The 12,251-nt window shown below is 35.3% G+C and carries 9 protein-coding genes; 6 read left to right on the forward strand and 3 right to left on the reverse strand.

Features of this window, described 5'->3' with window-relative positions; all coding sequences use genetic code 11:
- Window positions 1-397 precede the first annotated feature (397 nt).
- On the forward strand, window positions 398-2,686 hold the full coding sequence (locus AsAng_RS02855; protein ID WP_264791270.1) for a T9SS type A sorting domain-containing protein: 2,289 nt from the start codon (window positions 398-400) through the stop codon (window positions 2,684-2,686).
- Between the two features lie 67 nt (window positions 2,687-2,753).
- On the opposite strand, the gene AsAng_RS02860 is transcribed toward AsAng_RS02855, so the two are convergent.
- Window positions 2,754-5,369, reverse strand: coding sequence for a DNA gyrase/topoisomerase IV subunit A (locus tag AsAng_RS02860; protein WP_264791271.1), 2,616 nt, complete (start codon window positions 5,367-5,369; stop codon window positions 2,754-2,756).
- A gap of 651 nt (window positions 5,370-6,020) precedes the next feature.
- On the opposite strand from AsAng_RS02860, the gene AsAng_RS02865 reads away from it, so the two are divergent.
- The 5 genes from AsAng_RS02865 to truB all read left to right on the forward strand — a co-directional run bounded on the left by AsAng_RS02865 (window position 6,021) and on the right by truB (window position 10,305).
- On the forward strand, window positions 6,021-6,785 hold the full coding sequence (locus AsAng_RS02865) for a hypothetical protein (RefSeq protein WP_264791272.1): 765 nt from the start codon (window positions 6,021-6,023) through the stop codon (window positions 6,783-6,785).
- 87 nt (window positions 6,786-6,872) lie between these two features.
- Window positions 6,873-7,649 carry a hypothetical protein gene (locus tag AsAng_RS02870; protein ID WP_264791273.1) on the forward strand — a complete coding sequence of 259 codons (777 nt, stop codon included), beginning with the start codon at window positions 6,873-6,875 and terminating at the stop codon, window positions 7,647-7,649.
- 87 nt (window positions 7,650-7,736) lie between these two features.
- Window positions 7,737-8,519: a hypothetical protein gene (locus tag AsAng_RS02875; protein WP_264791274.1), complete on the forward strand. Its 783-nt coding sequence runs from the start codon at window positions 7,737-7,739 to the stop codon at window positions 8,517-8,519.
- Window positions 8,520-8,571: 52 nt separating this feature from the next.
- Entirely contained in the window at window positions 8,572-9,354 is a 783-nt protein-coding gene (locus AsAng_RS02880; protein WP_264791275.1) for a hypothetical protein, read from the forward strand.
- 228 nt (window positions 9,355-9,582) lie between these two features.
- Window positions 9,583-10,305 carry a tRNA pseudouridine(55) synthase TruB gene (gene truB / locus AsAng_RS02885; protein WP_264791276.1) on the forward strand — a complete coding sequence of 241 codons (723 nt, stop codon included), beginning with the start codon at window positions 9,583-9,585 and terminating at the stop codon, window positions 10,303-10,305.
- 2 nt (window positions 10,306-10,307) lie between these two features.
- Here the strand turns inward: truB and AsAng_RS02890 are convergent, their stop codons facing one another.
- Window positions 10,308-11,141, reverse strand: a complete 834-nt coding sequence (locus AsAng_RS02890) for a glycerophosphodiester phosphodiesterase family protein (protein ID WP_264791277.1) — start codon at window positions 11,139-11,141, stop codon at window positions 10,308-10,310.
- Window positions 11,142-11,149: 8 nt separating this feature from the next.
- Window positions 11,150-12,175 (reverse strand): agmatinase family protein, encoded by a 1,026-nt coding sequence (locus AsAng_RS02895; RefSeq protein ID WP_264791278.1) that lies wholly within the window; start codon window positions 12,173-12,175, stop codon window positions 11,150-11,152.
- Between the last annotated feature and the right edge of the window lie 76 nt (window positions 12,176-12,251).

Here is a 12,251-nt window from a genome sequence, read left to right on the forward strand (position 1 = left end):
CAAAATGGTTTTTTGTTGCGTTATCTAATATAATACTCCGTTGATTAATCTGCGCTGCGACTTCGTGGTACCTACAATACGATTTTTCAACGGAGTAATGGCTAATAGGAACTTCTCTTTTTGTACTCTGATAAAAAGAAAATATGGTTAATAGCTGTTGTTCTGAAACTTTTTGAAATTGGAACAAAATCAGTTAGGCTATCTCTTTGCATAAGAGATAATACAAATAGAGTAGTTCTTTGTCAAAAAAAACATATATCTTAGATAGAATATGCAATTCTTTTATTTATCGAAGATAAAAAATTGCAAAAAGAGCTGGTTGCAACTTTTTATTATTTACTAACCTATAAGGAGCATTAAGTTTCTTGTGGACAACTATTAAATACCAAAATAAGTTATGAGAATATTACCTCTACTTTTCTTGTTTATTAGTGCTAGTAATTTATTAGCACAATATGTTCCAATGGACATTCCCCTTGTCAAAAATGGAACCCCCTTGAAAAATCCTTGGGCAGGTGGGCTAAACTTGCCACAATTTTCAGAAGTGGATCTAAACAATGATGGAATTAAGGATTTGGTCACATTTGATCGAGAAGGCTTTGTAATGTCTACCTTTATTAATGGCGGAACGCCAGGTCTTGTTGACTATACCTATGCTCCTGAATACATGAAACATTTGCCTCAAGATGATGCTATAAATTTTATGTTGTTTCGAGATTATAATTGTGATGGAATCGAAGATATTTTTGGAATGTATACCGTTTGGGGTCAAGGGGTAGGCGTTGCCATATGGAGAGGGAGCTATGATGCCAATGATACCATTCAATATACGCTAGTGGAAGACCAATTGCGTTATGATGTTGTAGGAGGGGGACCTTTTGATTATAAAATGTTTATTTATAATACAGATTTACCTGCCATAGATGATATTGATGGAGATGGAGACATGGATATATTGGCTTTTACGTTAGATATTTGTTTCCCCAAAAATGTCTTTTGGTACAAAAATATGTCTGTAGAAAATGGGCATAATTGCGATTCGTTAGATTTTGTTCTAGAAAGTGAATGTTGGGGCTTGTTTGAAGAAACGGGAGATAGCAGCATTCTGAATTTTGGACCCAGCACAGATAGTTGTTACAACAATGCTTGGTTCAATCAAATCCCTCTTATGCCAAGAGCGGATCGTATTCGAGGTCAACATAGCACTGTTGGATCGTCTAGGGGACCACGACATGTTGGTGCTAATACCACAACCGTAGATTTTAACGGGGATGGAGTAAGAGACATGGCTTTAGGAGGAGTGACCTATAAGAATGTTAATATGGTAAGTGGCGTAATGATAAACGATACGATTTTAATTACAACACAGGATTATCATTACCCCGTTTATGACGAACCAGTAGATATTTATACCTTTCCAGGGACTTTCTTTTTGGATGTCAACAACGATGGATTAACGGATATGATTGCTGCTCCATCTGAAACAGGGATTAGCGAGTCTGTTATGGATAGTGTGGCATGGTATTACCAAAATACGGGTAGCAATAACAATATGATTTTTGATTTTCAACAAAAAGACTTTTTGGTTGGTGAAATGCTAGATGTTGGACGCCGTGCTTTTCCTGCTTTGTTTGATTATAACGGAGATGGAATCATGGATATGCTGATTGGGGGCTATGGTCGTTGCCAAGATGGCGGAAGCTATGAGTATGGAATGACTTTGTTGGAAAATACAGGGACATTAACGGCTCCTTCTTTTGAGTATGTAACCAATAATTATGCAGGAACAGACTCTTTGCAATTAAATGGCTTGTATCCTACGTTTGGCGACATGGATGGTGACAATGATGTGGATATGATTTGTGGTGCTCAAGATGGAACCCTAATCTATTTTGAAAACACCGCAGGTGTCGGAAATCCTGTTGCTTGGGCTGCTCCCGTGCGTAATTATTCAGGAATTGATGTTGGTGATGCTAGTGCGCCACATCTTGTAGATTTGGATCGAGATGCTGATTTAGATTTAGTGGTAGGGCGTTTTGCAGGGTATATACATTATTATGAGAATAAAGGAACTGCTTCTAGCCCTTCTTTTAATTCTTATCCAATAACCTACAATTTAGGTGGTTATAATATTGATACGGCTAACAGTCGCCATCCGCTGCCGTTTGTTTATGACAACAATGGTAGTTATGAAATGTATATAGGACATCAAGAAGGAAATATCATTCACTTGGGGAATATAGACGGCAATATTTTGGGCGTATACGATACCTTGTCAGAAAACTTTAATGATTTTTATCAAGGGCGTTATACCCATATGTCTATAGCAGATCTAGACAATGATAATAAGTTAGATTATATCTTAGGAACAGGAAGAGGTGGCGTAATGATTATGGTAGAAAAGGATACGGTTGTTAATACGCCTACTGTTAAATTAGAACAAAAAGTAGTTTATTTATTTCCGAATCCTGCACAAGATGAACTAACCATTAGCTTTTTGGAGACCAATCAAGGAGCGTTAAACCTAACGGTTTACAATGCCTTAGGGCAGCTTGTTATGCAGCGAAATACAACTACAAATTCATCGTCTTATCAACTAGATATTTCTACCTTGCCAGCAGGTGTTTTATTTTTAGATATACAAACCGACGATTACCATGAGGTGGTGCGCTTTGTAAAACGATAGTGTTTTTTATAAAATTTTGAAGTTGTGCCTTAATGTGGCGCAACTTCAAAATATTAGTATTCTCCTTCTAAAACAAGGTATTTTGCGGATCTGCTGTTTCATTGCTATTCGCCGCTTTCTCTTTTGCCTTGGCATCGTCCATTTCCTCCGTCAACTCAATTTCTTTATGGATGGGCTTAACACTAATTAATTTGCTGTCGCTTAATTTATTGCCTAGCGATTTCCATCCTTTTATATCAATAAAGTCCGTTAGCGTCAATTCTCCCTCAATGCTTTTAGATCGTCCAGCACGAACCTTGTATTCTACAACAGGACTAGGATAAAGAGAACCAAATAACAATTTAGTACTGACATAATCATTGGGTAAGAAATTGAATTTTTGATTTAGTGAATTCGTTTCTACCTTAAATCGCTTGACATAGGTTGCTTTGCGTTCTCCATCATAATGAATAGAAGAGATCACCATATCTTTGTCCCATTTCTTAAGTGCAATTAATGTTTTTGGGTCAAATCGATTGGTCAGTTCATAGTTTGTTAGTTCATAAGAACCATCCTGATAAAGGGCAATGATTTTGTCTTCTTCCTCAAATGCTCCAATATATTTGCCATAAGCAGAAGAATTGATGCGTCCAGTAGTATCGTCATACCAAACTTTGATAGCGCCTAGGGTAGAAGTTCCCTGCTGTGTTACTTTTATCTTTTTGATTGGATATTTGGTAATGGTGTTGCCTCTAGAGCTACGTCCTTTGACTGCTAAGTCTGCAAAACTATATTCAAATTCTTTCTTTTTGGCACTACAGCTTTGTGTTAATAGCACTGCAACAGTTTCTGCTTCTCCATTGGGGTTAACAGAAAAATGCAAGACTTTAGATTTTGTGATATTGGTGGCAACGGGATATTGTTTTTCTCTAGTAATCGCAGAAACATTAAATCGTTTAGCATAATTAATCCCTTTGTCTAAATCGGCATAAATCATATTATACGTCATGCGCTTGTCTCCTTTTTTCCAAACGGCAACATGCATGGGATTTTTACCGACAAAGACCTTGTCAGCAATTTTGACAACTTTATAACTACCGTCTTTGTAAAAAACAATAACATTGTCGATATCAGAGCATTCAGAGATAAATTCATCCTTTTTGAGTGAACTCCCATATCCTATAAAGCCCTCTTTTCTATTGATGTAAAGTTTGGCATTGTTGATAACAACGCTAGCGGCGTTAATGGTACCAAAATTGGTGATTTCTGTTTTTCGTTCTCTCCCTTTACCATGTTTTTTTAACAGTTCACTATAGTAGTTGATCGTATACTCGACAATGTGTGCTAAATGATATTTTACTTCTTCTAACTCCTCTTCAATTGCTTTAAGCAATTCATCTGCTTTAAATTTATTGTATTTAGAAATACGTTTAATTTTAATTTCAGTGAGTCGAACTAAGTCCTCTTCTATAACCGCTCGCATAAGGTGTTTGATATGGGGTTTTAGCCCATTATCAACCGCAGCCAATACTTCTTCCCAAGACTCACATTCTTCGATGTCTTGGTAAATTTTATGCTCGATAAAGATTTTTTCAAGACTAGCTTGATGCCATCTATCTTCCAATTCTTTTTTGCGATTCTTCAGTTCCCATTCCAACAAAAATTGAGTTTGATCGGTACAGATTTGGAGCAACTCTTCAACGGTTGTAAAAACAGGAGTATCTCCATTAATCGTACAGGCATTCGGGGAGATAGACACCTCACAATCTGTAAAAGCATAGAGCGCATCCATTGTAACATCGGGAGAGGCACCAGAGGGCAATTCAATTAAGATTTCAACATCTGCGGCAGTATTGTCTACTACTTTTTTTATCTTGATTTTACTCTTGTTATTGGCTTTTATAATACTGTCAATAATTCCTGTTGTTGTTGTACCATACGGAATTTCAGTAACCGTTAACCGCTTTTTGTCAAGAATATTGATTTTGGCACGAACCCTTACTTTTCCTCCACGTTTCCCACCATTATAGTTAGAAAAATCAGCCAAGCCTCCTGTGTTAAAGTCTGGAAAAATCTGAACCTTTTTTCCTTTTAGCAGTGAGATGGAAGCTTTAATTAATTCTACAAAGTTGTGCGGCAATATTTTGGTAGAAAGTCCTACTGCAATCCCTTCTACCCCCTGAGCCAATAGCAAAGGAAATTTCATAGGAAGCATGATGGGCTCTTTCTTTCGACCATCGTAAGAAAATTGAAAATTAGTTGTTTTGGGATTAAATGCTATATCTAAGGCAAATTTAGACAAACGAGCCTCTATGTAACGAGGAGCAGCAGCTCGATCTCCTGTTCGAACATCTCCCCAGTTACCTTGACAATCAATCATCAAATCTTTTTGCCCTATATGAACTAAAGCATCTCCAATCGCTGCATCCCCGTGCGGGTGAAATTGCATTGTTTGCCCAATAACGTTCGCTACCTTATGAAAACGACCATCATTCATCAAAAACATAGAGTGTAAAATCCGACGTTGAACAGGTTTTAGTCCATCTTGTGAAGTAGGAATAGCCCGTTCTAAAATGACATAGGAGGCATAATCTAGAAAATAATCTTTGTACATATCTTCAATGACATCTACTTGAATTACTTTGGCGGCATCAATTTCGTTTTCTTCTAAATTATCTTCTAAGTTTTTGTTGTTTTCTTCCATTGTATGAATTATAGAATTTTGACTTGGAGTATTATATAGTTACTGTATACATGACCTATGCATTGAAAATATAATAGGAACCTATTAAAAACTCATCGAAATAATGATGGATTCAATAAAGGCTTTTGTGTATAGCATGCAATATACAACTTTTTGTTTGTTTTTGCACAAAAAGCAACAGAAAGTGTCACTTTTTTGTTTATTTTAGGTTTTTGTTTTTCTTTTATATAAACAAAATAAAGAAGCTAGTTTTTTGTTTTCGATTAAAAAAACACATAGTTGTCGAACTAATGGTTGAAGTAAGCAACAAAAATACATTTTTTTTGTTGTTAAAATATTGAAATATTACCTTAATATATTATATTGTTTTGATAGGGTAGTGATTGTTTAAATAATAATTCGCATAACCTTGCTTTTGTGTTATATTGTTTGTAGTTTATATAGAGGCGAATAGTCCAATACAAAATAATCCATCAAAATCCTTTGCTGAGCCAATTAAATTTTCTTTGATAGTTGAATGCTATATTTTTAGGGAAGTTGATGCAGCTCAAAGTTAGATATAAGACCCCTAAATTAAAAGCGTAATTTTCTACAAATCCTATACTAGAAAATTAATCGTTATCTCCTTATACCAATAAAAATGTCCTACTAATGATTAATTTAAAAAAAATTACATTAACATTTTCAATGCTGTTATGCATTGTTCTATTGTATTCCTGTGGAAGTACTAAAGAGACCAATAGTGTTAGCTCTAAAGAGAGAAAAATTTTCGTAACAGGGGAGCTTGTTACCCAAGACGAGACTTATGCGAATATAAAAGGGGCTGTTGCCCGTTTGAGAGCTATATTATGTGGTAAGTTTGTTTGTTATAATACCTTAAAAGACCCTGCTGGCAAAAAATACTCAACTTGGCGGGTGAATGAGGGGCAGGATAGTGTTATTGCTTATCAAATTCCTATCGGAGACTACCACAAAGATGGTTATTGGATTTATCATTATCAATGCCTGACTAGTTTACCAGATCAGCCTGTTTATGAGGGCATTTCTAGATTAATAGAATTGAATAGGGATACCATAAAAGCGGTCTACTATGAGCTTCCTAAGGATTTAGATCGACCGATTAATCAAGTCTTAAAAGATCCTAAAGCCGTTTTTGGACGAGTGAACTGGAAAGAATTAGAGCCCATTAAAGGGGAAAAAGTAGTGTATTATGTCCGCAAAACTCTTTTGACCTATAAAGGAGAATCTAAATGGAAGAGTAGCCAATTTACAAGTAAGGAAAAAGGGTTTGATGCGGATTATTACAAAGTAGCACCTTCTAAAATAGTATACGGCAAAAATCAAGAATACTCAGAAAAGCAATCTCCTGAATGGTTGGTTAAAGCAGCTATGATTCGATTGGATTTATTAAAATAACATATACTTATATATGGTCATATAACTAAACGTAAGCTCATTTAAAATATTCTAAAATATTTTAAATGAAATAAAAAAACGATTATAATGCGATTAAAAAAACATGTATTCAAAGCCCCAATTTTTATACTCATTTTTTTAATCTTTTATTCCTGCACAATTACCAAAAATCAACGAACAAAGGATCAAGACTCAGAAGGAATTTTGCTCTATGGAGAAGCCGTGCAAAAAAATGATTCCTACGCCAATATTAAAGGCACTGTGCCTCGTTTTAGGGCAATGATGTGTGGAAAATTTGCCCAATACCTTCCAGATACTACAGCCGAGGGCGGTTATTCCGTTTGGTTAGTTAACGATGGTAGAGATAGCGTTGTTTTTTATCAATTACCAGTCGGAAACCATCATAAGGTAGGGTATTGGGTTTATCAATCTCAAGTATTAACTAGCTTGCCTGATAATCCAGTTTCTCAGGGATTTATTAAACTGGAGGGGCTAAATAGAGACACTATTAAAGCTATTATACACAAAGCTCCAGATGGTTTTATGCCAACTACTAAAGAAACATTAAACATCACTCAAGATGTTTTCAAGGAAATAGAGTGGGCAAAATTGGAAAAGGCAGAAGGGACTAACATTATTTATTATGTGCGAAAATCGCCTTTAGAATATTTAGGAACATCTGCTTTGTTTCATGCCCCCAGCATATTAGAGGGAAAAGGTTTTTTGTCTATTTATTATAGAGTAAGTCCTCAAAAAATAGCAATGGGTAGAAAAGGCTACAATGAGAATAAAGAATACCTAGGAAGTGCAAAAGAAGAGTACTTGCTTAAGCAAGCAATGATAGATCCCAATTGGTTGAATTAAATACTCATAAAATATGAGTAATCCTATACTATTAAAAAAAAAATGATGCTAAAGATCTTACACTATAAAAAATAAAATTTTATCATAATGCGATTAAAAAAACATGTATTAAAAGCCCCAATTTGTATACTCAGTTTTTTAATCTTTTATTCCTGCACAATTACCAAAAATCAACGAACAAAACAGCAAAAATCGGAGAAAATTTTTGTTTATGGAGCTAAGGCTATGGAAGAGGAAGCTTATACTGAAATCAAAGGTTCTGTTGCTCGTTTGCAAGCAATGATCTGTGGCAAATATATCTATACATATATTAGTGATGATGCTCAGAATGAAGACTTTTCAGTTTGGCGTACAGAAGATGGTCAAGATAGTATGATAGTTTGCCAAATTCCTATTGGCGATTATCGCAAAATTGGTTACTGGGTTTATCATTGTCAATACTTAACCAGTTTGCCTAATGATCCTGTTTATCAAGCTTTTTCTAAGCTGGTTGCCCTTAATAGAGATACTATTAAAGCCGTTTATTATGAAGTGCCAGAAGGCTTTAAGTTAGATTTTACACAAAAAATGGTGGAGATTAAAGAAAACGCAGATAAAGTAGACTGGAACCAACTGAAAATTTCCCCAGATAGTACTATTATCTATTATGCCCGTCAAAACCTTATTAAGTTTAAGGCAACGTCCAATATGGCAAAATTTTCAACGCCTCATCCTGAAATTAAATATCTGAAATACCATCAGGTTAATCTCCCAAATAAAATTTTAATTGATGCTGAATTATATGATAAGAATCAACAATACCTAAAGGAGTCTACCCCTATTCAACTTATAAAAACAGCAGCGGTGCATCCTAATATGTATGAATATTAATGGAAGTAAAATAATGATAAAATGGATTAGATTATAATAAAAACTTATTGCAATGCGATTAAAAAAACATGTATTAAAAGCCCCAATTTTTATACTCAGTTTTTTAATCTTTTATTCCTGTACGGTTACAAAAAAACAACAAACAAAACATCAAAAACCTAAGGGAATTTTTGTTTATGAGGCAGCAGAGTTAAGAGAGGAACAATATAGAAATATAAAAGGAGCTGTACCTCGCTTAAGAGCCATGATGTGTGGAAAATTTGTGCATCAAATATTGACTAAAAATGAAGAAGGTGTAATAAAATATGAAACTTGGCATACTAAGGATGGAGAGGACAGCATGATGATTTATCAGGTTCCTGTGGGAGATCCTCACAAAATCGGTTATTGGATTTATAATTGCCAATACCTAACCAGTTTACCTGATAATCCTGTTTATCAAACGTTTTCTAAACTGGAAGCAGTAAATAGAGATACTATTAAAGCTGTTTCTTATGAAGTGCCAGAAGGTTTTAAGCTAGATGTTACACAAAAAACAGCTGCCTTTAAGGCTTCTTTAGAAAAGATAGAGTGGAAGGGCTTAAAATTGTATAATGGAGGGTCAGTAAAGTATTATGAACGCCAAACTATTATAAAATATAATGGTCAATCTATTATGAAAGCAAAAGAGTTGGAAAAACATAAAAAGATAAAGTATGTTATCAATTATTCTAATGTTGAAATGGATAGAATTCTATTTGGATCGAGATATTATGATAAAGACAAAAAGTTTTTAGGGGGCAACAATCCCGATCAACTTTTTAAACTGGCGGGGATACATCCTAATTTGTATTAGATAAATCTCATCAATCTGAAAAAAAATTAACGGAGTATTATCTATGCTAAAGAGCAGAATTTTCAAAAAAAGCTGCAATAAATCCAACAATGCATTAATTCTAACCAAAGGATTTCACAACTAAACAACAAAATACCTACTAGATTAGCTATAATTAGCGTAATTTGCAATCATTTCTTAACAAAAATCTTGTTTAACACGTTTTAATAGAATAATTGGTAGCATATTATGGAACCTGAGCAGAAATACAATTTTAAAGAAGGAGCAACATTATTAATTGACAAACCATTGGAATGGACTTCTTTTGATGTTGTGAACAAAGTTCGTTATGCCTTAAAGAGGGCTTTGAATGTTCGTAAAATAAAAGTGGGTCATGCTGGGACACTAGATCCTTTGGCAACGGGCTTATTAATTCTTTGCACAGGAAAATTTACCAAAAAAATTGATACTTACCAGAGTTTATATAAAGTTTACGATGGCACCATGCGTCTAGGAGCGACAACGCCTTCTTTTGATGCCGAAACAGAAATAAATGAAATCTTTCCTTTAGAAAATATCAGCCCCAAACTTATCCAAGATAATATTCAACACTTTGTGGGAGAAATCAACCAAGTGCCTCCTATGTTTTCAGCAATAAAGGTGGATGGTCAACCGCTTTATAAAAAAGCGAGAAAGGGACAGGAAGTAAAAATAAAATCTAGAAAGGTAACCATACATGATTTTAAAATACCTGAAATTCGTTTTCCCGATTTAGATTTTGAAGTAAAATGCACCAAAGGCACTTATATTCGCTCTTTAGCACACGAATTTGGTCAAAAAATGAACAATGGAGCTTATTTGACTAAGTTAAGACGAACGCAAATTGGCGAATATCACCTCAAAGATGCTTGGCAACTAGAGGATTTAATTGCTCATATTCGGGATAATTATACACCAGAGGAAAACGCTTAGATTTATTTTTTTCTGAGTGCCTGTAGAGCTTGAACAACACGGTCTGGATAGTCAGAGATCAAGCCAGCAACGCCCATTTCTATTAGGCGATGTATATCTGCTTTTTGGTTGACAGTCCAAGGGATAACTTTTAGGTTATTGGCATTGGCATATTGCATCATGGCAGCATCTATTTGCTGAAAATAAGGACCATAGATAGGGGGCATAAAACCTAATTCTTGAATGTTTTCGGCGGCACTTTTGGCATTGTCTACTAAAAAGGAGAGGGTTAATTCTGGAGCTAGTTGGTGGGCAACTTGCATGCACTCTATGTCAAATGACTGAAAAATAGCTCGATTTAGCACCTTCTTCTCTCTTAAAATATCGATGATAAGGGTCGAAAATTCTTCTGCATTAGGATGAAAAATACCATCATCTTCAGGTAGGCGTTTTACTTCTATATTATAAGCAATAGGAAGCAGCCCATTCTGTTGGGTATAAGTCTCCATGGCATCTATGGTATCTCTTAGCGAGGGTTTGTAAGTACGCATTGGGCGTTGCTGTGGAAACCGTGGATGCCCTAGACTACCACAATCAATTTTTTTGATTTGCTCATAGGTCATTTGGTATAAATTATAATGCTTTTCTGTTTCGGGAGAAAGCGGTTTGCCATCTGGGCTTTGGCAGATCTCATGATTCAACCAAGGTTCGTGGGAGACTAATATTTCTTTGTCTTGGGTGACAACAACATCCATTTCTAAGTAGTGACAGCCCATGTCTATTGCTTTGTAAAAAGCAGGAATCGTGTTTTCTGGGAGATAACCACGGCATCCCCTATGACCATGTATTGTAAACATAACAGATTCTAATCATTAATAAAGTGACCTAAAAGAACAGCTAATTTATACAAGATTCTTGCTCCTACGTTTCCATCCCATTCTGCTGCACTACCGACTTCACAAAGATCAAAGCCAATAATGGTACGACCACTTTTGGCAATTTGTTGTAGCAAATAGTATGCTTCAAAAAATTCTAAACCTCCTGGAACAGGGGTACCTGTATTGGGACAGAGTTTTGGATCTAGCCCATCTATATCAAAACTAATATAAACCTTTTGGGGCAGGGTGGCAATAATTTCTTGACAAAGTTGCTGATAGGTTTTATTCTGGTTGTATTGACAGGCTCTAATTTGAGGCATGGTATAAATACAAATTCGTTCTGGATGTTTTTTTGCGTACTCTAATTCTTCTTGGCAGGCATCTCGAATGGCTACTTGGGTGAGTTGTTGAATTTGTGGAATTGATTCTAGGGCATTGTAGAAAATAGAAGCGTGCGAATAGGTAAAATCCTCATAGGCTTTTCTTAGGTCGCAGTGAGCATCAATTTGCAGTATACCAAATGAATCGTATTGCTCGGATAGTGCTTTTAGATAGCCCAAAGGAACGCTGTGTTCTCCACCAACTAGCCCAACTCGTTTGCCTGCTTCTAAAAGTGTTTTACTTTGTTGATATACCCAATTGTTTAAGATCGTTGAATTGAAATTGACAGTATCAATTAGTTGGGTATCAATGCTTTTTTGTTGTTCTAAATTATCAATGTGCTGTATGGCTAATGCACGAGTTTTATTACTTAGGGCTAGTATGTCAGGGTCTACAGGAGCCATGAAAATTGGTGTTTCCCAAGCATTAGGAAAATCCCAATCCACTAAATCTAACTGGTAAGAGGCTTCTAATATATTGGAAGGCCCCAAAGCCGTGCCAGCAGCATAAGAAACCGTTGCTTCCCAAGGAACGGGCAATAAAACAACTTTAGCGACTTTTTGCGTATAGGGTAATCCTATAAAATTGCCATTTTTAACAGCATAGCTATTGGGATCAAATTTTTTTAGCATTGGATAAAATCTTTAAACAATCTTAGAAAAAACGTAAATTCTAATCTAAAAAACATTAATATTGATGATAGGGGAA

The sequence above is a fragment of the Aureispira anguillae genome (assembly GCF_026000115.1).
In the GTDB taxonomy this organism is placed as follows: domain Bacteria; phylum Bacteroidota; class Bacteroidia; order Chitinophagales; family Saprospiraceae; genus Aureispira; species Aureispira anguillae.

Coding starts and splice junctions, on each gene's coding strand:
- AsAng_RS02855 (WP_264791270.1), top strand. CDS start 398: ATGAGAATATTACCTCTACTTTTCTTGTTTATTAGTGCTAGTAATTTA.
- AsAng_RS02860 (WP_264791271.1), bottom strand. CDS start 5,369: ATGGAAGAAAACAACAAAAACTTAGAAGATAATTTAGAAGAAAACGAA.
- AsAng_RS02865 (WP_264791272.1), top strand. CDS start 6,021: ATGATTAATTTAAAAAAAATTACATTAACATTTTCAATGCTGTTATGC.
- AsAng_RS02870 (WP_264791273.1), top strand. CDS start 6,873: ATGCGATTAAAAAAACATGTATTCAAAGCCCCAATTTTTATACTCATT.
- AsAng_RS02875 (WP_264791274.1), top strand. CDS start 7,737: ATGCGATTAAAAAAACATGTATTAAAAGCCCCAATTTGTATACTCAGT.
- AsAng_RS02880 (WP_264791275.1), top strand. CDS start 8,572: ATGCGATTAAAAAAACATGTATTAAAAGCCCCAATTTTTATACTCAGT.
- truB (WP_264791276.1), top strand. CDS start 9,583: ATGGAACCTGAGCAGAAATACAATTTTAAAGAAGGAGCAACATTATTA.
- AsAng_RS02890 (WP_264791277.1), bottom strand. CDS start 11,141: ATGTTTACAATACATGGTCATAGGGGATGCCGTGGTTATCTCCCAGAA.
- AsAng_RS02895 (WP_264791278.1), bottom strand. CDS start 12,175: ATGCTAAAAAAATTTGATCCCAATAGCTATGCTGTTAAAAATGGCAAT.